The 23,132-nt window shown below is 54.0% G+C and carries 22 protein-coding genes and 1 other annotated feature; all 22 genes read left to right on the forward strand.

The genetic code is table 11. The features are described 5' to 3' along the window. Positions 1–292: 292 nt before the first annotated feature. The 22 genes from KGZ93_11375 to ilvN all read left to right on the forward strand — a co-directional run bounded on the left by KGZ93_11375 (position 293) and on the right by ilvN (position 23,076). Complete coding sequence (locus KGZ93_11375) at positions 293–1,186, forward strand: hypothetical protein (GenBank protein ID MBS3910199.1); 894 nt, start codon at positions 293–295, stop codon at positions 1,184–1,186. A gap of 83 nt (positions 1,187–1,269) precedes the next feature. After that, the gene (locus KGZ93_11380; GenBank protein ID MBS3910200.1) at positions 1,270–1,797 is read left to right on the forward strand and encodes a hypothetical protein; all 528 of its coding nucleotides are present in this window, start codon (positions 1,270–1,272) and stop codon (positions 1,795–1,797) included. Positions 1,798–1,958: 161 nt separating this feature from the next. Then, positions 1,959–2,270, forward strand: coding sequence for a hypothetical protein (locus tag KGZ93_11385; protein ID MBS3910201.1), 312 nt, complete (start codon positions 1,959–1,961; stop codon positions 2,268–2,270). A 22-nt stretch (positions 2,271–2,292) separates the two neighbouring features. Then, positions 2,293–3,114 carry a hypothetical protein gene (locus KGZ93_11390; GenBank protein ID MBS3910202.1) on the forward strand — a complete coding sequence of 274 codons (822 nt, stop codon included), beginning with the start codon at positions 2,293–2,295 and terminating at the stop codon, positions 3,112–3,114. A gap of 440 nt (positions 3,115–3,554) precedes the next feature. Then, positions 3,555–3,944, forward strand: coding sequence for a hypothetical protein (locus tag KGZ93_11395; protein ID MBS3910203.1), 390 nt, complete (start codon positions 3,555–3,557; stop codon positions 3,942–3,944). Between the two features lie 149 nt (positions 3,945–4,093). After that, entirely contained in the window at positions 4,094–4,816 is a 723-nt protein-coding gene (locus KGZ93_11400) for a UPF0280 family protein (protein ID MBS3910204.1), read from the forward strand. 354 nt (positions 4,817–5,170) lie between these two features. Beyond that, positions 5,171–6,262 (forward strand): polysaccharide deacetylase family protein, encoded by a 1,092-nt coding sequence (locus KGZ93_11405; GenBank protein MBS3910205.1) that lies wholly within the window; start codon positions 5,171–5,173, stop codon positions 6,260–6,262. Continuing rightward, on the forward strand, positions 6,262–8,268 hold the full coding sequence (gene ligA / locus KGZ93_11410) for an NAD-dependent DNA ligase LigA (protein MBS3910206.1): 2,007 nt from the start codon (positions 6,262–6,264) through the stop codon (positions 8,266–8,268). The genes KGZ93_11405 and ligA overlap by 1 nt, the downstream gene beginning before the upstream one ends. After that, complete coding sequence (locus tag KGZ93_11415; protein ID MBS3910207.1) at positions 8,261–8,968, forward strand: CPBP family intramembrane metalloprotease; 708 nt, start codon at positions 8,261–8,263, stop codon at positions 8,966–8,968. Before ligA ends, KGZ93_11415 begins: the two co-directional genes overlap by 8 nt. Positions 8,969–8,999: 31 nt before the next feature. After that, positions 9,000–9,284: an Asp-tRNA(Asn)/Glu-tRNA(Gln) amidotransferase subunit GatC gene (gatC, locus tag KGZ93_11420; GenBank protein ID MBS3910208.1), complete on the forward strand. Its 285-nt coding sequence runs from the start codon at positions 9,000–9,002 to the stop codon at positions 9,282–9,284. Between the two features lie 56 nt (positions 9,285–9,340). Further along, positions 9,341–10,795: an Asp-tRNA(Asn)/Glu-tRNA(Gln) amidotransferase subunit GatA gene (gene gatA, locus KGZ93_11425; GenBank protein ID MBS3910209.1), complete on the forward strand. Its 1,455-nt coding sequence runs from the start codon at positions 9,341–9,343 to the stop codon at positions 10,793–10,795. A gap of 92 nt (positions 10,796–10,887) precedes the next feature. Next, a complete protein-coding gene (gene gatB, locus KGZ93_11430) occupies positions 10,888–12,333 on the forward strand; it encodes an Asp-tRNA(Asn)/Glu-tRNA(Gln) amidotransferase subunit GatB (protein ID MBS3910210.1) in 1,446 nt (481 codons plus the stop codon). A 181-nt stretch (positions 12,334–12,514) separates the two neighbouring features. Then, positions 12,515–13,711, forward strand: coding sequence for a homocitrate synthase (gene nifV / locus KGZ93_11435; protein ID MBS3910211.1), 1,197 nt, complete (start codon positions 12,515–12,517; stop codon positions 13,709–13,711). Next, entirely contained in the window at positions 13,704–14,957 is a 1,254-nt protein-coding gene (locus KGZ93_11440; protein ID MBS3910212.1) for a 3-isopropylmalate dehydratase large subunit, read from the forward strand. Before nifV ends, KGZ93_11440 begins: the two co-directional genes overlap by 8 nt. Positions 14,958–15,099: 142 nt before the next feature. Further along, on the forward strand, positions 15,100–15,603 hold the full coding sequence (locus KGZ93_11445) for a 3-isopropylmalate dehydratase small subunit (protein ID MBS3910213.1): 504 nt from the start codon (positions 15,100–15,102) through the stop codon (positions 15,601–15,603). Positions 15,604–15,689: 86 nt separating this feature from the next. Next, on the forward strand, positions 15,690–16,169 hold the full coding sequence (locus tag KGZ93_11450; protein ID MBS3910214.1) for a transposase: 480 nt from the start codon (positions 15,690–15,692) through the stop codon (positions 16,167–16,169). A gap of 400 nt (positions 16,170–16,569) precedes the next feature. Then, positions 16,570–17,634 (forward strand): isocitrate/isopropylmalate dehydrogenase family protein, encoded by a 1,065-nt coding sequence (locus KGZ93_11455; GenBank protein ID MBS3910215.1) that lies wholly within the window; start codon positions 16,570–16,572, stop codon positions 17,632–17,634. Between the two features lie 110 nt (positions 17,635–17,744). Beyond that, a complete protein-coding gene (locus tag KGZ93_11460; GenBank protein MBS3910216.1) occupies positions 17,745–17,975 on the forward strand; it encodes a hypothetical protein in 231 nt (76 codons plus the stop codon). A 347-nt stretch (positions 17,976–18,322) separates the two neighbouring features. Further along, positions 18,323–18,541 (forward strand): type II toxin-antitoxin system Phd/YefM family antitoxin, encoded by a 219-nt coding sequence (locus tag KGZ93_11465; GenBank protein ID MBS3910217.1) that lies wholly within the window; start codon positions 18,323–18,325, stop codon positions 18,539–18,541. A 317-nt stretch (positions 18,542–18,858) separates the two neighbouring features. Continuing rightward, positions 18,859–19,092 (forward strand) — a binding site (T-box leader). A gap of 44 nt (positions 19,093–19,136) precedes the next feature. After that, complete coding sequence (ilvD, locus tag KGZ93_11470) at positions 19,137–20,801, forward strand: dihydroxy-acid dehydratase (GenBank protein MBS3910218.1); 1,665 nt, start codon at positions 19,137–19,139, stop codon at positions 20,799–20,801. Between the two features lie 48 nt (positions 20,802–20,849). Continuing rightward, the gene (ilvB, locus tag KGZ93_11475) at positions 20,850–22,583 is read left to right on the forward strand and encodes a biosynthetic-type acetolactate synthase large subunit (protein MBS3910219.1); all 1,734 of its coding nucleotides are present in this window, start codon (positions 20,850–20,852) and stop codon (positions 22,581–22,583) included. 4 nt (positions 22,584–22,587) lie between these two features. Then, a complete protein-coding gene (ilvN, locus tag KGZ93_11480; protein MBS3910220.1) occupies positions 22,588–23,076 on the forward strand; it encodes an acetolactate synthase small subunit in 489 nt (162 codons plus the stop codon). Positions 23,077–23,132 lie beyond the last annotated feature (56 nt).

Consider the following 23,132-nt stretch of genomic DNA (forward strand, 5'->3'; position numbering starts at 1 on the left):
AAGTGCGGGTTCGCTGGTTTTATGTTGTCCAACATTACTCGCACTTGTCGGAATATAATCATTGTAGGCGGCCGCGGGGCATACGGGCCTCTGTTTCGAATTGAAGTCTATTTATAAAACGACGATAGTAATGCATGATAACCGCACGAGATAGGTTTAAACCATATTAGACCGCTAGGGAAATAGGGATGGAAATAAATCGCTAGAGGTGTTAATATTTAGTTGATAAATTATCAAGAGGTAAAGCATGTTTGATGCGGAACCAAAAGGAAGCTACTACCACGGCTGATGTGTGGAAATAGGTTCCGGTGGAGACCTATCCGAGGCAAATAGCAGGCAGCCAGAGGTCGCGTCCGGCGCGTCCTCGAAAGAACGGCGTTCCGCGACGGTACAAGGTTCGACTACCGATGGAGAGCATTCGGATTTAGGGCTATTGCTCGTTGCGGAAGCGAACCCGGAGGCGCGAGTATTTCCCGAAAAGAGGTGCGCGCTATGTGCTGAAAACCTCGAGTACCTTGATGAAGACGTTATTTTAAACTGCTATTTTTGCGGAGAAGAGCATCGGGCGAGGGTTTGGTGCCCAGAAGGACATTTTGTCTGTCGCACCTGTCAGCATATGCCGTTATCGAGTGTGCTCGAAGAGGTTATAAGGGTGAGCGGCTCCCGGAATCCCTTCGATATCGCTCAATTTTTGATGTCCCACCCCACCCTGGAGAAGCACTCTTGCGACCACGCGTGGATCTTTACAGCCGCTCTATTGGTCGCCGTTAAGAATGAGGGCTCGATAAGCTTGAGTGACGAAGAGATACTAGCGGCTCTCGAATCTACGAAAGAGCAGTCGAATCCGAAGTTTGTCCATAGCACGGGTGTGTGTGGCATGGCGGCCGCGGTAGGCGTTGCTTTCCAGACGGTTTTCAGCGCCGTGCGAGGCTCGACCGAACAAAATGACGGCACGACCATGAGGGTTGTGGCGCAAGCGATAGAGCATCTTGCGGACGATACGAGCAGGTGCCGGTGTTGCAAGAGGGTGGTACTCATAACGCTGGACTTGATTGTATCGCTGATGAGAGCGCGCTTCAACGTCAACCTCGAAGGAGCTTCCGACGAGTACATTTGTCGAACGTTTGGGAGTGTCGGCTACTGCGACCCCGATTCTTGTCAATTCAGCGGAGTTTTGAGCCGATAGCAATCAAGGCGCGTTAATGTTTTTGTCGTTTGCGGGCTTAAAATATTAACGTGGGGCGAAATAACTTTTGTGGGGTTTTGCACTTGGATAAGCGTATCTGCTATGTCGGCAAAGATGTAAGAACCGGTTGCGAGATGCCCTGTGACGGTTGCGCCGATTTCGGACCGAATCGAAGGAGATCCAGTCGTCGGAAGAGAGCCGTAAGCCTGAAGCTTTGGGAGCGCCGCCATGGTTTTGACCGTCGGCAAAACCATGGCGGGAGAGGATTCTACTCTCAGGTTTTTGGAAAAGGCGCTTTTCATTTACGCGAAAATCTTTATGCGGTGATACTCCTCTTGATACTCTTCAATCTCTTAAACATCGCCGATTTTACTTTTACCTTAAAGGCTTTGTCCGCGGGTCATTCTGAAGCTAATCCGGTGATGGACCGTTTGTTTACGATCGGTTCTGAAGCCGCCGGCGCGTTTAAGATAGCGGTGGGTTTGATTATAACCGCGTTCATCTGGTTCTTGCGAAGATACCGGTTAGTCTTAGAGACCGGCATCTTTATACTCCTTTTATATATGGCGCTAACCATGTACCACATCTACGGGGCGCTTCGGTTCTATTAGAGTGTCGGAACATAAACCTAATCCTTAAAAGAATTTGCCGCCGCTCGTCTTTTGTGCGATTATGTGACTTAGGCGCATACTAGGTTTGCCGCCAAGCGCAAGATATGGCTTTCCGCGCCTTTTCTATAGATGATCCACTCGCATAGTGGGCGGAGGTAACGATGCGCAAACTCTGCAGCATACTCCTTATATGCTCGATACTGTCCGGGCTGCTTATCGGATGCCGGAAGGATTCTGACGAGAGAGACCCCTTTAAAGCCGCAAACTCGAACCCCGTACGAACTTCGCAGCAGGCCGGCGCACCCGATGAACGCGGCGCGTCAATGGGGGCAGCCGACGCGGACGCCCTCGGCGAAGACGTTCTCCAATTACAGGAAGAGCTGGAGGCTTTTAGTGAGGATATAGCGGATTTTGAGAATTTTGGGGTTGAAGCAGCGGTCGCGGAAATCGATCGTGAACTCGACGGATTTTAACTAGACGCATGGAGATATTACTGTGTACCTGAGAGCGTTGACGATAGTCTTCACATTGTGTGCGTTCGGCCTCGGTCAGGCTCAGATGACGAGCGCGATGTCCGACAGTGCCGAGATTGCCGAAGGTCGGTTCGGCAAAGAGAAGAGTGCGTTCAGCGATGCTTTTACCGGATACAAGAATGCGCGAGACTCCTACGGCACCGCGAAAGAAGGGCTGGACGGTACAGAGAGCAAAACCCGGCAGCGCCTGCTTGAGAAAGCAAAGACCTTCATGCTCCACGCCGACCAATCCGCTATTAGATATCTCGATGTTCTGAAAGTGAGAATAGAGCAGGTAAACGGAATCCCCGAGGATAAGCGTTCGGCTATGCTGGCTGAGATCAACCAGGATTCCGAGTGGTTGCTTCGGACCCGGACCGATATTAAAAACGCAAAGAGCGTCGATGAGTTGCGAGAAATCGCGAAGAGATTTCGTGAGCATTGGCGGAATTATCGCGGTGTGTCTAAGCGCATGGCGGGCTTGATTTTGCATGAAAAGCTTGGGGCTATGATAGCCCGTTCTGAAAGTGCTTCGTCAAAAGTGAGCGAGATGGTCGTCACGCTTAAGTCGCGGGGAAGAGATACACGCCGACTCGAGGGACTCTTAAGCGATTTTAAAGATCACATCGATATAGCGAAGAAGAAAAACGAGGATGCCAAGCCTTATTTTGAGAGTATTCCCGTGGACGGCCAGGAGGGAATGAAGCTGATAAGGGACGCGCATCTCGAACTCAAGGAAGCGCACAGTGTGTTGAGCGATATCAGCCAAGAGGGGACGTTGTTACGGGAGTTACGGGAAGAATAATCGCAGTGGTAAGTCGCCTCCACGACCTCGATTCTCAAGCCCTGCCAGCCGAGTTTTACGCCTAAAGTTTACCGCAGTCCGACCGATACAATAATAGAACTTACACGAAAGTAAAGACGAATCATCTAATTTACGCAATCCTTACCGCACTCTACTCATCAAAAACTTCGCTATAACAAAAAAACTCATGGGTCTCTGAAAACTTAATATTGTTCCATGCTGATTCTGCCGGAATTTATGGTCGGGAGGTGTGCACTATAAGCTTTTTCAAGAACACTATAATATTTTTGGCGGCAGGCTAATCTAGGGAGCATTAACAGTGGTGCATGCAGGATGCGAGTTTATATCATGCGGGTTGGTCCGTATGCCGCAAGGCTCGCAACTGCCTCCTCAATGCAAGTGTTGGTTTTACAGAGCTTCGGCTCTAAAAAGGAGTGTTAATGCTAAGGCTGTTTTTAAAGCCGGCTATCATAATCATAGCCGTGCTAAGTCTTTTCCCGCAAGTTTCTGCTGAGTTTAAAGAAGAGCAGCAGGGAGTGCAAGCAGCTTACGAGAAGGCGGTCAAGGCCTATGACCGAGTTATGAGCGCATATAGCAAGACCAAGAAAGATATCGAGGTCATACAGACAAAAGTGACCGAGACCAAGGAAGATATCGACAAGAGTGCGGCGTTTGCGAAAAAAGCGCAAGCCGAGGCGTCGAAGTATTCTGAGGGGCTTAAGGCGCTGGCGGATGATGCGCAGAGTGTCGTTGGAACGGTAAGAGCGGAGATAGATGATGGTTCCGGTGGTAAAGCCGGAGATCGAGTAAGTTCAACGCCCGATAAGTAGCTGCGAAAATGGAAAGAGGGTCGGTGAAAACCGGCCCTCTTTCCATTTTCGATTACAGAGACATTCCTTTCCGACCCCGTGCGTTCGATGGCGATATAGCCAATAAATATGCTAGGCTACGCTTAGTAGTCTTCTATGCGAGGTGTTCTGTGTACGAGCCGCGATTCTACCGCGATCAGATGGCAGCCGGGGGACTCGTTCCTTTCGAGGTAAGAGTCGAAGAGACCGACTTACTGATCTGCGCCACCGACGATTTGTCGGCGACGGCGCATGAGTTAGTCGTTTATTATCGTGCCTTAATCGAAGAGTTCATCGAGCGGTTTCCGGTTTTCAAGACAAGCTTTACTCCGGTAGAGGTTCCCGCGAATGCGCCCGACATCGTCCAATCTATGGCTGACGCGGCAAAGGCCGCCGGTGTCGGTCCGATGGCGGCGGTTGCGGGAGCGATCTCCGAATATGTCGGTCGCGCGCTTCTGGAGCACGCGGATGAGGTTATCGTAGAAAACGGTGGAGACATCTTTATCAAGTCGAATAAAGACCGCAAGATGGGTATCTACGCGGGCGAGTCTCCTTTGAGTAATCGCTTAGCCGTCTCCGTCAAGGCCGAAGATACTCCGCTGGGGATTTGCACCTCATCCGGGAGCGTAGGGCACTCGATCAGTTTCGGCAGGGCGGACGCCGCCGTCGTTTTCTCGGCTGACGTTGCGCTCGCAGACGCGGTTGCCACGCGTGTCGGCAATATGGTGCGCACGAAGGAAGATATTGGAAGAGCGATTGATTTCGCGCAGACCGTTCCCGGTGTCGAAGGTGTAATAATCGTGATCGGCGACGGACTCGGCGGCTGGGGAAAATTCGAATTTGCGCCGATTTGACAACCGCAGCCCTCTTTCGCATGGCTTAAGCATTACTTGAGGTAGACATCGTCGCATCCGCGGGGCAGTTCCTTTCTCCAATATTACGCTATAGCATTTCAGGAAAGTACTTATTATTCGTCCCTTAATGGACTGGTATATTGCTCACACCAATGCCTATAATAAGAACTAGCAGCCACAGACCGGTTGATCGATAAGCCCGGCAAGCGCTGTGCGAATCAAAGGTGTCACTTAGGGTAAACGCTTAGTCTATGGCGCCAAAGCTTATGTGGAAGCATGCGATTAATCAAGGCTCGAACCCAAGCGGTATTTGAAGGACATAACCCGCTGTGATCGGCATGGGAGGGAGGCTCTTTGGAAGATATCGGAACTTCTGAGACAAGCAGGCCCCAACGGCGCGTAGGCGTCAGATGGAACTACAAGCGCATTGCGGTAGCCCTCGCCGTTGTCATTTTTGCGGTAAGCCTGATTGGCTATGGAATCTATGGCCTGGCAAAACTCATTTTGGTTGGTTCGGAGCCGAAACGTGTCGCTGAAAAACCCGTAAAAGTCGCCGCGGCGGTCTACGCACCCCCGCCTTCGACGACAACGACAACGACGATGACGGAACCCAATCATATCAAATACACGGTTAAGGACGGCGATAGTTATTACCTCATCGCGTTAGAGTATTCGACTACCATCGAGGAGATCAAGAAGCTCAATCGTGTTTCGGCTGACAACAACAACCTGCGGATAGGCATGGTACTCAAGGTTCCGGTAAAGGAGTTGCCTCCGGAGGATGCGGCAAAGACTCAAGTTGAGGATGAGGTTGCGGCGCCGGCGGGGCAACCCGCGATAAAAGCCTCCGCAAAAGAGCTTTTTAAGGGTCCGGCGGACAAAAAGCGAATAGCACTTACGTTCGATGCCGGGGAGGCCAGTGAGGCCACGCCGCGAATTCTAGATGCGCTGAAAGCCGCCAATGTCAAAGGAACGTTTTTTCTTATAGGCACGTGGATTGAGGAAAACGCGGAACTGACGAAGAAGATCGTAAGCGAGGGTCACAGCGTGGGAAACCATTCGTATTCGCATATCGATTTTACCAAGCAGACCGATAGCGAGATAGTCTACCAGCTAAGTAAGGCCGATGAGTTGCTGATGGGACTGACGAAGACGAGCATGAAGCCGATTTTCAGGCCGCCGTTCGGCGCCCGTGACGGCCGGGTCTTAAGAGTCGCCGCAAAGGCGGGTTATACCTCGATTTATTGGACGGTCGATTCCCTCGACTGGAAGCCGGGGATGAAGCCGGAGCAGGTGAGGAATAGGACACTCGCGGGGCTTACCAATGGCGCGATAGTGCTTATGCATTGCGGCAGCAGCCAGACCGCTGAGATGCTGCCCGGCCTTATCGAAGATATCGAGAGCAGGGGATACGAATTGGTCACGGTCCCGGAACTTTTCGAGTAATGAGCGATAAGAAGGCGGTCGGGAAACGCGCTGAAGAGCTGCGAAGACAGGTCAATTATCATAATTATCGCTATTATGTGCTAGACTCTCCCGAAATATCCGATGATGAGTACGACATTTTAGTTCGTGAGCTTGAAGCTATCGAGAGTCAACATCCAGAGCTTATCACGCCCGATTCACCGACACAGCGTATCGGGGCCGAACCTTCCGAAGCTTTCAAGCCCATTAAACACAGGTCGAAAATGCTCAGCCTCGCTAACGCCTTCTCGTTCGAAGAGTTGTCGGAGTTCTTCAATAGAATAAGTCGGGAACTCGATACCGATAAGATAGATTTTGTCTGTGAGCTGAAAATCGACGGTGTCGCGGTCGCCATCGTATACGAGAACGGTGTTTACGTTTCGGGAGCTACCAGGGGCGACGGTGAGGTCGGCGAGGATATTACGGCCAACATCAAGACTATCCAGTCGCTCCCCTTGCGCCTGCTGACAGATGGGGAGCTTGGGGTCTTGGAGGTGCGCGGGGAGGCGTACCTGTCAAAAGGGCAATTCAAGCAACTAAACGAAGAGCGTGAAGAGGAGGGGCTTCCCCTCTTCGCCAACCCGAGAAACGCGGCCGCCGGCTCGCTCCGTCAATTGAATCCGGGAGTTACCGCTGAGCGCCATCTCGACATGCTCGTCTACGCACTCGGTTTTAGTTCCGGCTTATCGTTCTCCAGCCACTGGGAGACGTTGGCGTTTTTACGGGAGGCCGGCTTAAGGATTAATAAGCACTCCGGAAAAGCGGCTTCGATCGAGGAGGCTTACGAGTTTTGTGAGAGCTGGCAGGAACAACGCCATACACTCCCCTTCGAAATCGACGGGGTCGTTGTCAAGGTCGATTCGTTTGCGCAGCAAGATATATTAGGTTCTACCAGCAAAGCGCCCCGCTGGGCGATTGCCTATAAGTTCCCGGCGGAGCAGCGGACGACCGTTCTGAGGGCCATCGAGCTCAGCGTCGGGCGTACCGGCGCGGTGACGCCGACCGCGGTGCTCGACCCGGTCGTCGTCGCGGGGTCGACGGTCAGTCGGGCGACGCTCCACAACGAAGACGAGATAAAGCGTAAAGACATACGCATTGGCGACACCGTCATCATTCATAAAGCGGGCGATGTCATTCCCGAGATTGTCGCGCCTATTGTCAGCAAGCGCACCGGCAAGGAGCGTGAGTTTGTGATGCCGACGACGTGCCCGGCCTGCGGCGGCGATGTGGTCCGCCCGGAGGGTGAAGCGGTCGCCCGTTGCGTCAACATCAACTGCCCCGCCGTCATCTTCGAGCATGTCCAGCATTTTGCCTCGCGGGGCGCGATGGACATCGACGGGCTGGGGGAATCGGTCGCGCGCCAACTGCTCGATAAATCACTCATCAAGGACGTGGCGGATATCTACACTTTGACTAAAGAGGAACTCCTTGTTATCGAGCATTTCGCGGACAAGGCGGCCGATAACCTGCTCGGCGCCATCGAGGCGTCGAAAGGACGACCGCTCGCTCGCCTGCTCTTCGCGCTCGGTATCAGGCACGTGGGCGCGCGCGGGGCGGAGGTGCTGGCGGAGCATTTCGGCTCGGTCGCCGCGCTTGCGGGAGCGTCCCGCGAAGAGCTGACCGCGATAGATGAGATAGGGCCGAGGATTGCCGAGAGCATCGTCGAGTTCTTCGGCGAAGAGCGCAACGCGCGGGTAATCGAGAAGTTGCGGCGCGCCGGGGTCAAGATGGAGCAGTCCGTAGTCGCTCGTCCCGAGCAGAGATTCGCCGGGCAGACCTTTGTCTTTACCGGCGCTATGAGCAAGCTGACAAGAAGTGAGGCCGAAACGATAGTCAAGTCGATGGGCGCGAAGGCGTCGTCGAGCGTGAGCAAGAAGACCGCCTATGTGGTCGCGGGTGAAGACGCGGGCGGCAAGTATGATAAAGCGAAATCCTTAGGGGTAAAGATATTGACGGAAGAAGAGTTTATGGGGCTTATTGATGGATGATAGAAGCGTTCCCTGGACGATTACCGATGTCGCTTATGCTCTGCTCTTTTTTATTTTGATGATAACGATGGGGTCGCTCGTCTTTCTGGTCGGGCGCGTCATCGAGGTGCCGAAAGGCGTCGTTCCCATTGCGGGGACCGCTGTCGGCTATTTGCTTTTGGTCGCCGCGGTGTGGTATTTTGCGATATTGAAGCGCGGCGCGACCTGGAAGGCACTCGGCTTTAAGCGATTTAACCTGGTTGCGGGCGCCGGTCTTGTGGTGATATGGTTCTTCTTGGTAAAAATAATAAGTTATTTCTACGTCATTCTTGCGGAACGTGTCGGGCTCGAGGAGACTCAAGACATCGCGCGGCAAATCCCGGAAGCCTTTGGAGCGGGCACCACTGGTTTTATTATCGCCGCGATGATGGTCGCCGTGCTCGCCCCGGTCGCTGAAGAGCTGTTTTTTCGGGGGTTTCTCTACCAGGCGCTCAGGCAGCGCTGGGGCGTTAACGTTGCCGTAATCGCCAGCGGCGTGCTTTTTTCGCTGGCCCATTTTAACTTGTATTTGTTGGTGCCGATTGCCGTCATCGGGTTCGCGCTCGCCTACCTTTACGAGCGGAGCGACTCGTTGGGCCCGCCCATAATGCTGCACGCGCTCAATAACTTGATATCGGTCGTAGTGGTATACTATGGTGGTGTTCCGCCGGCTGTAGGGTAAGGGCTTTTATAATTCAGGAGGTTGTCGATATATGGCCATTAGCGAAAAGGATGTTAAACACGTTGCGTGGTTGGCCAGGCTCGCGTTGAGCGACGCCGAAGTCGAAAGATTCGCCAAGCAGCTCGATGTTATTCTGGAGCACGCGGGCAAAATCGCGGAACTCGACACTAAAGACGTCCAGCCTACGGCGCACGCCATCCCGTTGAAGAACGTTTTGCGCGAGGATAAGGTAGGCCGGTGCCTGGCGCCGGAAGTCGCTCTCGCTAACGCGCCCCACCAGGAAGACCAGGCGTTCGTCGTACCGAGAATCGTCTAGGGCCGCCAAACGGCCAAAAGCCGGGGACTATGCAATCGGACAAAAGCGGAGGCTACATGGAACTTTTTAAACTGACCATCCACGAACTTCACGAGAGGCTCGTCTCAAAAGAGATAAGCGCGAAAGACTGCGCCGAGAGCGTCTTTTCGCGCATCGACGATGTCGAGGAGCGCGTCAAATCGTACATAACCGTCACGCGGGAAGAAGCGTTTGCGAAGGCGGATGAAATAGACAAAAAAATCGCGGGCGGTGAGAGGATAGGCCCGCTGGCCGGAATCCCTACCGCCATCAAAGACGTCATGAGCACGGAGGGGATTCGCACGACCTGCGGCTCGAAGATTCTCGAGAACTATATCCCCGTCTATACCTCGACCGCGGTCAAAAACCTGCTCGACGAAGGTATCGTGATGACGGGAAAGACCAACATGGACGAGTTCGCGATGGGTTCTTCGACCGAGAACTCGGGGTTTTTCGTGACCCGTAACCCATGGGATTTGGAGCGGGTTCCGGGCGGCTCAAGCGGCGGCTCGGCCTCGGTCGTCGCGGCCGATGAGGCGATATTTTCGCTGGGGTCCGATACCGGGGGGTCGATTAGACAACCGGCGGCGCTCTGCGGCATAGTCGGCATGAAGCCGACTTATGGTCTGGTCTCGAGGTTCGGCCTTATCGCGTTCGCTTCGTCTCTCGACCAGATAGGACCGTTCACTAAGGATGTTACCGATTGCGCGATTGTCCTCAACCACCTCATCGGCCATGACATCAACGACTCGACTTCGGTCAAGATAGACAAGCCCGATTATACGAAAGCGCTCGTCAATGATTTGAACGGGATAAAGATAGGCGTTCCGAAAGAGCTGATGGCGGAGGGGATCGACCCGAAGATAAGAGCGGTGATCGAGAACGCCCTAAAGCTCCTGGAGGACAACGGCGCGGTCGTCGCCGAGACTTCCCTCCCCAATATCGAGCACTCCCTCTCGGCGTATTATATTATAGCGCCGGCCGAAGCCGGCTCTAACTTGGCCAGGTTCGACGGGGTGCGTTATGGCTATCGCGTTCCCGACGCGGAAGACTTGATAGATATGTATATGCGCACGCGCGCCGAGGGTTTCGGCGATGAGGTCAAGCGTCGGATAATGCTCGGCACCTATGCGTTGAGCGCGGGGTACTATGACGCTTACTACGGCCAGGCGCAGAAGGTGAGGACGTTGATAATGGACGATTTCAACCGGGCGTTCGCCGATTATGACGTGCTGGTCTCGCCGACCGCGCCGACGACGGCGTTTAAGATAGGCGAGAAGGTCGACGACCCGCTCTCGATGTATCTCTCCGATATCTGCACGATACCGGTGAACCTGGCGGGGCTTCCGGGCATATCGGTGCCGTGCGGCACGGTAGGCGGCCTCCCGGTCGGCCTGCAGGTGATAGGGAAGACGCTCGGCGAAGAGATGATGTTGCGGGTAGCCTACAGCTTTGAGCAGAGTTTCGGGTGGAGTGAGAAGCCCGAGCTGTAGCGACTTGTTCGCGTCTGCTGTAAAAGATTAGTCTGCGCCCGGTTAATCGGGCGATTATTAGAAGATATTTTCTGTGGGGATAGGTGAAATATATGGAATTTGAAAGCGTAATCGGCTTAGAGATACATGTCGAACTCGACACCGAGAGCAAGATGTTTTGCGGCTGCGGCACGCGTTTTGGAGAGGCGCCCAATACGCAGACCTGCCCGGTTTGCCTCGGCATGCCCGGCTCGCTGCCGGTTCCGAACAAAAAAGCGGTCGAGTATGTTATCAGGACGGGTCTGGCGATATTCTGCGACATCTCCCTTTTCAGCCAGTTCCACCGAAAGAACTACTTCTATCCCGACATGCCTAAGAACTACCAGATATCCCAGTATGACACTCCCCTCTGCATCGACGGGCACGTCGATTTAGAGATGGAAGATTACGCGACGACGATAGGCGTCACCCGGATTCACCTCGAAGAGGACACCGGCAAGCTTCTCCATATCGGCGGCGCCGGCAGGATAGCGGGCGCGGACTATAGCCAAGTAGATTTCAACCGGGCGGGAGTCCCGTTGATGGAGATCGTCTCGGAGCCGGATATTCGCACGCCGGAAGAGGCCAAGGCGTACGCGCAGAAGCTCCGCGCGGTTCTCGTCTCACTCGGGGTCTCCGACTGCAATATGGACCAGGGCTCGATGCGGGTCGACGCCAATATCTCTCTTCGCCCCGTTGGACAGGAGGAGTTCGGCGTCAAAGCCGAGCTGAAAAACCTCAATTCGTTCCGGTCGCTCCAGCGTGGGCTCGCATACGAGATAGAGCGCCAGACAAAAGCCCTTGAGAACGGGGAGGCTATAGTCCAAGAGACGCGGCACTGGGACGAGACCAAGAACACGACGAGCACGCTCAGAACCAAAGAGTACGCGCACGATTATCGCTACTTCCCCGACCCCGACCTGGTGCCGATGGAGTTCGACCCGGAGTGGATCGAGGGGTTGCGCGCGGAATTGCCCGAGCTGCCCGATGAGCGCAAGGAGCGCTATATGAGCGATTTCGGCCTGCCCGCGCACGACGCGAACCTCCTCGTCGAGACCAAAGCGACAGGTGACTTCTTCGAAGCCGCCGCCGCCCTATATGGCGGCGACGCCAAAATTATTAGCAACTGGATACTCGGGGACTTGACCTATTACCTAAACGCCGAAAACGTCGAGATAGACGCGAGCGAGATAAAACCGGCACACCTCGTCGAGATGGTGGAATTGATCGATGACGGCACCATTAGCGGCAAGATAGCGAAAGAGATTTTTTCGGAGATGTTTAAGACCGGCAAGCTGCCCAAGGCTATTGTCGAAGAGAAGGGCATGACCCAGATAAGCGGCGAGGATGAGATAGCGAAGATTGTAGACGATGTCATCGCGCAAAATCCCGACGCCGTCCGGGAATTTCACGACGGCAAGGAGCGCGCATTCGGCTTCTTGGTGGGACAGGCGATGCGCTTGACCAAAGGGCGCGGCAACCCGGGGCTTATCAACAAGCTTCTGAAGGAAAGATTGTAGTTAAATTTTTAGCTTTTCCAGCTAAAACATAAACTTAGTCGTAGCGTAATAAGCGATTTGCCTTGCCTTAACCCTTATTTTTCCTCTAAAATAGTAATCTACGATTATGTTCTATCGTGAACCCAGATAGTTTCTATCTTGCTATAGCACCGAAAGTGGAGGTATTGTGTTGGCTGATTTAATGTTAGATAACTTTGATTTAAGAAGCCCGTTCTCACATATCAACCCTGAAGATATCAGGATAGATGATACGACTTTGCGTGACGGCGAGCAAACGGCGGGAGTCGTCTTCTCCAACCATGAGAAGATAAGAATCGCCCAGCTGTTGGATGAGATAGGTGTCCATCAAATAGAGGCCGGAATCCCGGCGATGGGCGGCGACGAAAAAGCGGTCATCAAAGAAATCGCCGGCCTCGGTTTGCGTTCAAGCATTTTGGGATGGAACAGGGCGGTCATCCCCGATATCCAGCACTCCATAGATTGCGGTGTCGATGCCGTGGCGATATCGATTGCCACCTCCGATATCCACATTAAACATAAACTCAAGAAAGACCGGGCGTGGGTCGTCGATAGTGTCGTGGAGAGCGTGAAATTCGCCAAGGAAAACGGCTTGTATGTCTCGGTCAACGCCGAGGACGGCTCCCGGACCGATATCGGTTTTCTTATAGAGTTCGGCAACGCGGCAAAAGAAGCCGGCGCGGACCGCATCCGGTTCTGTGACACCATCGGCGTCATGGACCCCTTCAGCACCTTCCAGATAATCAGGGATTTTAAGGAATCGGTCGGCACCGACGTCGAGATGCATACGCATAACGATTTCGGAATGGCTACCGCCAACGCTTTGGCCGGCGTAAAAGCCGGTGCGAACTGGATAAACACAACGGTCAACGGACTCGGTGAGCGCGCGGGGAACGCGGCGCTCGAAGAGGTTATCATGGCGATGAAATACTTGGGCCATATCGAGCTTGGCTTCAAGACGGAGATGTTCCGCGAACTCTCCGAGTATGTCGCGAGGGCGTCGGCGCGGACTATCCCGATTTGGAAAGCGATTGTCGGCACCAACGTCTTCGCCCACGAATCGGGCATTCACGCGGATGGCGTCATAAAGAACCCGAAAACTTACGAGGTGTTCGCGCCCGAAGAGGTCGGCCTCGAGCGCCAGCTCGTTATCGGGAAGCACTCCGGCTCGGCTTCTATCGTTCAGAAGTTCAGGGAGTTCGGGGTAGAGATAGACCAGGACGCGGCCCAGGAGGTTTTAACGGCGGTAAGGAGCGCCTCGGTCGAGCTGAAGCGTTCGTTGTTCGAAAAAGAACTAGTATACATCTACCAGGATTACCTGCGCAAACATGGAAAGGAGCCGTACGAGGCTTGTGAGTAAGACGATTGTCGAGAAGATATTGAGCGAGCATAGCGGCTTAGACGCTTATGCCGGAGATATAGTCGTCGCCAACATCGACGCGGCGCTGGTACAGGACGGGACCGGGCCGCTCGCGGTGGAACAGCTGCGGAAGTTGGGGATGGAGCAGGCGGCGAACCCGGAGCGCACGGTTCTCTTTATCGACCACGCGGCGCCGAGCCCGCGTAAAGAACTCTCCAACGCGCACAAGATACTCCGCGATTTCGCCGCGAAGACCGGCGCGATTCTCTCCGATGTCGACGAGGGGGTCTGCCACCAGCGGATGGTCGAAGACTATATAAACCCGGGCGAGGTGCTTATCGGGGCCGATTCGCATACCTGCACCGCCGGCGCGCTCGGCGCGTTCGCAACGGGGATGGGCTCGACCGACGTGGCGATAGGTATCGCGTCGGGCAAGACGTGGCTGCGGGTTCCCGAGACCATCAAGGTCTACGTTACCGGCGAGTTTAAAAAGGGCGTCTATCCCAAGGATTTGATGCTTCATTTTATAGGGATGATCGGCGCCGACGGGGCGACTTATCAGTCGATCGAGTTTAGCGGCCCGACTATAGACGCGATGGATATGTCGGGCAGATTTACGCTGGCGAATATGGCCGTGGAGGCCGGCGCCAAAGCCGGGCTTTTTAAGACGGATGAGAAGACCAAGAAATATCTAGAAGAGCGCGGTCGCGGGGACAAGTGGCGTGAAATCGCGCCCGACGCCGACGCGACCTATGAGCGCGTTGTCGAGATAGACGTTACCGACCTCGAGCCGACCATATCGTGCCCGCACACCGTAGACAACACGAAGACGATTTCCGAGGTCATAGGGACCAAGGTCGACCAGGTCTTCATCGGTACCTGTACCAACGGCAGGATTGAGGATTTACGTATCGCCGCCCGGATACTGGCGGGCAAGAGCCGCAATCCCAATACCAGGCTGCTCGTTTGCCCCGCCTCTAAGGAGGTATACCTCCAGGCGATCGAGGAGGGAATTCTCGCGAAGCTCGCGTCGGCGGGCGCCGCTATCGTCAATCCCGGTTGCGGGGCTTGTGTCGGTGTCCATGGCGGCATTTTGGGGGACGGTGAGGTATGCTTGGCTACCCAGAACCGCAATTTCCAGGGTCGCATGGGCAATACCGAGGCGTTTATTTATTTGAGTTCGCCGGCGACGGCCGCGGCGACCGCTCTAGAGGGCGTAATCGCCGACCCGAGGAAGTACTTGTAGATTTGGTTCCTGAAAACAATTGTTTGTGATGGGTTAGCTTAGGGAGTCCATTAAGAACATAGATGTTAGATTTGAGCATAGATATTAGATTTAAAAGTTATGTGTTTTTAAAGAATTGTAATAGAAACGAGTGGATAATCGCATGCAAATCAAAGGAAAAGTATTCAAATTCGGAGATAGCATCAGCACAGACCATATCGCGCCGGGCAGGCTCTTTCATTTGCGTACCAACCTGCCGGAACTCGCCAAGCACGTCCTCGAAGACGCCGACCCGGAGTTTGCGCAGAAGGTGCAGCCCGGTGATTTCGTCGTGGCGGGCAAGAACTTCGGGCTTGGCTCGAGCCGCGAGCACGCCCCGACTATCATCAAGATAGCCGGTGTCGGCGCGGTGCTCGCCCAGTCGTTCGCGCGCATCTTCTACCGCAACGCCATCAATGTCGGCCTGCCGGTGCTGATTTGCGACACGACCCAAATCGACCGGGGCGATGAACTCGAGGTAGACGTCGGCAAGGGCGAGATTCGCAATGTCACCAAAGGCATCACCATCCAAGCCAAACCGCTGCCCGACGTCATGATTAAGATACTCAACGACGGCGGCCTTCTCGAGCACTTTCGCAAGCACGGCGGTTTCGCGCTAGACGCGTAAGAATAGGATTAATCGGCAATCATAGAAGTAGGATTTGTTGCGTAGGGGCCGAGCTTGTCTCGGCCCATTATTGAAGGACTGCAATTATGGAGGGGCGCCATTTTACTACAAGAAAACGCTTAAGGCTACGCGAATTTGACTATTCACAACCTTATGCCTATTTTTTAACAATTTGCTGCAAAGACAAAAGAGCCATTTTTGTTGGCGAAGAGTTAAATAAAGCCGTGTGCTACACGATATCTGAGGAAATCGATCGTTTGAATTTCGATTTATTTACGTATTGTTTGATGCCAAATCATTTACATTTGCTGTTATCACCGGGTCTAAGTAATACCCCAGTGAGCAGATATGTTCAGGGCTTTAAGAGCAAATCAACCAGAATGGCTTGGATGCATGGTATTTCCGGTATCGTATGGCAACGTGGATGTTACGATCACATTGTTAGGGGCAGTGAAAGCCTTTTAGAGATCGCCACGTATATTGTTAATAATCCGGTTCGAAAAGGATTAGCCGGATCGATCGATGATTATCCATATAGCGGGATAAACGATAATTTAATATATTGACGTTGATTATTGACGTTGATGAGCCTGTTGCATAAACTCAATCGTCATCCATATGTTGTCATTACTGACTAACGCAAATACAACATATATTGTGGTTTTTACTGTCTTTTTTCACTTTGCGCAACAGGCTTTGATGCGAATTAAAATACCAGGTCACTCTAGCTGGTCGTTTTCGGGAGAGGAAATGTGCGCTTTGAAGATGCGCAGAGTTCTGACCTCTATATTCGAAAACCAATCCGCATCAGACGTTATTGGTAAAAAAATGTATTGGTAAATTGCGATTTAGTGGTTGAGGGTTAACGTTGTTTGGGCGGAGACAAGCTCCGCCCCTACGCAATAATATGAGGCGGAGACAAGCTCCGCCCCTACGCAACAAGGCGGACAAGGAGAGGTGGACCTTATGATGCATACAATTACGATGATTCCGGGTGACGGTATCGGGCCGGAGATATCCGAGGCGATGCGCCGCGTGGTCGATTCGACCGGCGTCAAAATCGATTGGGAGATTCAAGAGGCCGGCGCTGATGTAATGGATAAATACGGCACGCCCTTGCCCGACCAGGTTATCGAGTCGGTTAAGAGAAACAAGGTCGCGATAAAGGGACCGATAACCACACCGGTCGGCACGGGTTTTCGCAGCGTTAACGTCGCGCTCAGGAAAGCGCTCGACCTCTACGCGAACCTGCGCCCGGCCTATAGCTTAAAAGGCGTCAAAAGCCGGTATGAGGATATCGATTTGGTCATCGTGCGCGAGAACACCGAAGACCTCTACGCCGGCATCGAGTTTGAACAAGGAAGCGATGAGGCGATAGAGCTTATCGATTTTATCAAGGAGCGCGGCGGCAAGTTCCGTTTCGAAGACGCCGGCATCAGCATCAAGCCGATTTCGGTAAGCGGCAGCGAGCGCATCGTTCGCTTCGCTTACGAATATGCCCGGAGGGAAGGGCGTAAAAAAGTCACCGCGGTCCACAAGGCCAATATCATGAAATATTCCGACGGCCTCTTCTTGCGCGTGGCGAACGAGGTCGGCGAGGACTATCCCGATATCGAGACCGAGGATAGAATCGTGGACAATATGTGCATGCAGCTCGTCCAAAAGCCTGAACTCTATGATGTGATTGCATGCCCCAACCTCTACGGCGACATCCTAAGCGATTTGTGCGCCGGACTGGTGGGCGGCCTCGGTATGGCGCCGGGCGCCAACATCGGCGAAGAATACGCCGTTTTTGAGCCGGTCCACGGCAGCGCGCCCAAATACGCCGGGCTGAACAAGGTCAACCCGACGGCGCTGATTTTGACGAGTGTCTTGATGCTCAAGCATCTCGGCGAGCGTGAAGCCGCGGACAAAGTCTTTAACGCGACGCGCGACGTTATCGCCGAAGGCAAGAACGTAACTTATGACTTAGGTGGAACCGCCGGAACGTCGGGGATAGCCGACGCGATTATCGACAAGATTCAATCGTAAGAGAAGCGGTCAGCCGCGAGCGTTCGGCCTGCGATTAAAGTGTCGGGCTTTAAGTGGCGGCATTAGCAGAAGACGGATTGCTGATAGTATGCATGGGGGGGCAACATCCTATGATTTTAAAACGAGGCCTTTTAATCCTAGGCCTCGTTTTCGTGATTTTAAGCCTGGGCTGGTTGTGGGGGCCTGCGGTGGTAGAATCGCTCGTTGTCGAGAGAGCGGCCACCGGCATCTACGTACTTCTAAAGAGCGCCGGCTTGAAGACGGAAGCGCCCGACGCCACATGCGACGCGTCTGAAAAGACAACAGCCGGCACACGCCCAAGAATACCTTCGATAGGATAGGGCGCACGGAAATCGATGCCACAGAAAAGCTCGTCGCCGAGTATTTGGATAGCTTGTAGGGTGTGTGAGTGCTCGGTGACAGGCGGCAAAATTGGTCTGTTTGGGTTAGCGGCAACCGGCGAGTTATTTTTCGGTCTGACGGCACAGATGCAACAGATGTAGATTACCGTGATTATCATTAAATTTATGAGGAGTGTTTAGAATGAGAAAACCAACTCACCCCGGAGAGGTTTTACGAGAAGATGTTATAAAGCCTCTGGGTCTAACCGTAACGGAAGCTTACGCTCGATAACCGTATGAAGCATGTGGCTGCCGAATTAAATATCGACATATTGGAGTAATTAGACATGAAAGTATTTACTTATTCAGAGGCACGTCAGAATCTTTCAAAGTTGTTACGGATTGCTCAAAGAGAAGAAATCGAAATTCGAAGAAAGGATGGCTCGGTATTTTCTCTAAAGGCAAAAGATCAAAAAACCAAGTCCCCATTTGATGTTGCAGGGGTTAAAACCAAAGCAACGACCCAAGACATCCTGGACGCAGTCAGGGAATCAAGAATGGGCTAACAAACCCATCCAGCCGACGCCAAAAAGCGGCGCGGCTGATGGGTTGCGTTGGCACGCCCCTTCCATAACAAAATATTTTTTGGAAAAATAATATGTCTCTTTTTGAAATTGCCAATCAAAAATTATCAGTCTTAACGCAGTCCAATTTTGCACTCGAAATGAAGTTGCAAGCCCTTATCGAGAGCAATTTGCAAACTGTGTTCAATTGTCGCCTTGTAACATCCGAGTTTCCAACGGTATATTGACACCCACCTTTGCGTTCTGTATAATCCATCTAATATTCTCCAAGTAAATCTACTAAGAGAAAACCTACAAGGACAGAGGCTATGACGGGGAGTAGTAGACTTTCTTACTATAAGAGCGAGCCGGGGGTGGTGGGAAGCCGGTATAGGATGTAAGTCGAACGTCGCCCTTGAGCCGGTCATGTGAACAGCGAGCGTCGCCGAGTAGCTTGACCCGTCTGCCCACGTTACGGGTGCAGAGAGCGGTAAGGTTGAAAATAACCTTGCTGAAGTTGGGTGGTACCGCGAGATATTCCTCTCGTCCCATAAGGGATGGGGGGTTTTTTAGTTCAGAATATCATCCGGAGGGTTCTATGGCACTTAGAAGCGATGAGGTTAAAAAAGGAGTTATTCGGGCGCCGCACAGGTCGCTCTTGAAGGCGACCGGGTTGACCGACGAAGAGATGAGCCGGCCGTTTATTGGTGTTGCTAACTCCGCCAATGATATTGTGCCGGGCCATATTCACCTGGACAAGATAGCCGAGGCGGTAAAGGCGGGGATTCGCCTCGCCGGCGGCACCCCGTTCGAGTTCTCGACGATAGGCGTCTGTGACGGCATCGCTATGAACCATGCCGGGATGAAGTATTCGCTGCCGAGCCGGGAGATAATCGCCGACTCGGTCGAGTTGGTCGTCGAAGCGCACCGTTTCGACGCGCTGGTGCTCATCCCTAGTTGCGACAAGGTAACGCCGGGGATGCTTATGGCAACCGCCCGGTTGAATATTCCGTCGGTGGTCGTGAGCGGCGGGCCGATGCTCGCCGGAAAGTATCGCGGCAAAGACATCGACCTTATCAGCGTCTTCGAGGCGGTCGGCGCCGTCGGCTCGGGCAAGATGACCGAAGAGGAGCTTGCCGAGTACGAGAGCTGCGCTTGCCCGACCTGCGGCTCATGCTCGGGTATGTTTACCGCTAACACGATGAACTGCCTCACCGAGGCGATAGGCCTGGGGCTCCCGGGCAACGGGACAATCCCCGCGACCTATTCGGAGCGGATTCGCCTGGCTAAGCACGCGGGCATGGCGGTCATGGGGTTGCTGGAGAGCGATATCAAGCCGGATCGGATATTGACCAAGGAGGCGTTTAGGAACGCGCTCGCGGTCGACATGGCGCTCGGCGGTTCGACCAACACGGTACTTCATATGGCGGCCATCGCTCATGAAGCGGATATAGAGTTCGACCTGGAGATGGTCGATGAGATAAGCCAACAGACGCCTAACCTTTGCAAGATAAGCCCGGCGGGCACTCAGCATATCGAGGACCTCTACCGGGCGGGCGGAATCATGGCGGTAATGGCCGAGCTTAACAAGGGCGGTCATTTGGATACGACGGTTATGACGGTTACCGGGAAGCCATTGGCGGACAACCTGTCCGGCGTGGAGGTTCTCGACAACACGGTTATCAGGCCGCTTAGCGACCCGTATTCAGAGACGGGCGGGCTCGCGATTCTCTTCGGAAACCTGGCTCCCGATGGAGCGGTGGTCAAGCAGGCCGCGGTCGCTGAAAGGATGCTGGTGCATTCCGGTCCGGCGCGCGTTTTTGACGGTGAACCGGAGGCGACAGATGCGATATTGAGCAACCGGATAAACCCGGGGGACGTCATCGTCATCCGCTACGAGGGGCCGAAAGGCGGCCCCGGCATGCGCGAGATGCTCACGCCGACGTCGGCTTTGGCGGGCATGGGCCTGGACGACAAGGTCGCGCTCATCACCGATGGTCGTTTTTCCGGCGGTACGCGCGGTGCCGCTATCGGCCACGTTTCACCGGAAGCCCAGGAGGGCGGCCCGATAGCGGCCCTCAAAGAGGGCGACACGATAGAAATAGATATTCCGGGCAGAGCGCTCGATGTCAAACTTACTGATGACGAATTACAAGCTCGCATGGGCAGTTGGAACGCCCCCGAATTCAAAGTGAAGAAGGGATATCTCGCGCTTTACGCGCGGATGGTATCGTCCGCCGCTAAAGGGGCGATTTTGGAATAGTCGTCAGCCTAACGCTGACAGCTGATAGAAAAATTGGAGGTGATGTGAATGCGTATAACAGGAGCGGAAGCATTAATCAAAAGTCTGGAGATGGAAGGCGTAGATGTCATTTTCGGCTATCCCGGCGGGGTGGTGTTGCCCATCTACGACGCGCTGTATTATGCGAAGAATATTCGGCATATACTCGTGCGGCACGAGCAGGTCGCGGGCCATGCGGCCGACGCTTACGCGCGCGTTACCGGAAAACCGGGTGTTTGTCTTGTGACTTCGGGGCCGGGGGCGACAAATGTCGTCACGGCAATCGCCAACGCGTTTATGGACTCTGTTCCGATAGTAGTAATTACGGGACAGGTCGCGACGCATGTGCTCGGAACCGACGCATTTCAGGAAGCGGATATAACCGGCATTACATTGCCGATTACTAAACACAATTATCTGATAAAGGATGCCAACCAGCTGCCGCTCATCGTCCGGCAGGCGTTTCAGCTCGCCGTCTCCGGCAGGCCGGGTCCGGTCCTTATCGATATACCGGTTGATATCGCGAAAACGGAGATAGATTTTAACTACCCGAGCGATTTTACGATACCGGGGTACAAGCCGACCTACAAAGGGCATGCCAGGCAGATAAGGGAAGCTGCTAAGATGATGAACAAGGCCGAGAAGCCCATCATCTATGCCGGCGGCGGAATCATCAAGTCTCAGGCTTGGGATGAGCTTAAGGAATTGGCGGAACTGATACAAGTGCCGGTAACGACGACGCTTATGGGTAAAGGAGCCTTTCCCGATGAGCACCCGCTCTCTCTGCGGATGCTCGGGATGCACGGGACCCGGTACGCGAATTACGCGATAATGGATAGCGACTTGATTCTGGCGGTCGGTGTCCGCTTCGACGACCGCGTTACCGGCAAGGTTTCGACCTTCGCGCCGCACGCGAAGATTATCCACATAGATATCGACCCCGCCGAGATAGGCAAGAACGTGGCGGTCGACGTCCCCATAGTCGGCGACTTGAAGGTCGTCCTCGGCGACCTCGTGGCGGCGGTCAAGAAGATAGGTGAGCCGCACGCGGACAAGACGAGGTGGCACGAGATGATAGCGGGCTGGAAGAAGAAGTACCCGCTCCACTATCACCAGAACGGCGAGATACGCCCCGAGTATGTCGTGGAGAAGATAAGCGAGCTGTCTAAAAAGATGGATACGATAGTCGCAACCGGGGTCGGTCAAAACCAGATGTGGGCGGCGCAGTTCTACAGTGCGAACAAGCCGCGCAGTTTTGTTTCGTCCGGCGGCCTGGGAACGATGGGATTCGGTCTGCCCGCAGCCATAGGCGCGCAGGTGGGGCGCCCCGACGCGCTCGTCTTCGACATCGACGGCGACGGCGGCTTCCAGATGGTCTCGCAGGACCTGGCGACGGTCGCGGTCAACAAGCTGCCGATAATCATCGCGATACTCAACAACGGCTACTTAGGGATGGTTCGCCAGTGGCAGGAACTCTTCTATGATAGAAGATATTCCCACGTCGACCTGAACGTCGGCACGCCCGACTTTGTCAAGCTGGCCGACGCTTACGGCATAAAGGGAGTTCGGGTAACCGAGACGGCCGAGGTCGAGAAGGTCTTAAAGCAGGCAATCGAAGACCGCGAGCCGATTCTTATAGATTTTGTGATCGCGCGCGAAGAGAACGTCTTCCCGATGGTCGCGCCGGGAGCGTCAATCGATGAGATGCTCGGCGGTATCCCGGGCGCGTCGTTAAGTCAGATGATGGATGAGGGGGAGGAGTAGGAGAATGAAGCATATACTATCGGTTCTCGTCGAGAACAAACCGGGAGTTTTAGCGAGAGTCTCCGGCCTCTTCAGCCGGCGCGGTTTCAATATCGACAGCTTAGCGGTGGGTACGACCGAGGACGCGGATATCTCGCGCATGACCATCGTCGTCGACGCCGACGACGTCAAGCTCGAGCAGATAACCAAGCAGTTGTACAAGCTGATAAACGTCTTGAAGATAAGCGATTTGGACCCGGCGGATTCGGTCGAGCGTGAACTCGTACTTATAAAAGTGAACGCGCCGCCGAATATGCGCCCGGAGATAGTCGAGACGGCCAATATCTTCAGGGCAAATATCATCGATGTCAGCAAGTCTACGTTGACCATCGAGATAACCGGCACGTCCAACAAGATACAGGCGCTCGAAGACCTCCTGAGGCCTTACGGTATCAAAGAGCTGGTCAGGACCGGCAAAGTTGCGCTGGCGAGGGGCAAGCTCGCGGAGGTGTAGCGCCTGGAGGTCGTAAACCTGCCGACAAAAATGAGGCAAAGATAGACCGGCAGGGG

The sequence above is a fragment of the Actinomycetota bacterium genome, from assembly GCA_018333515.1.
In the GTDB taxonomy this organism is placed as follows: Bacteria; Actinomycetota; Aquicultoria; order Aquicultorales; family Aquicultoraceae; genus Aquicultor.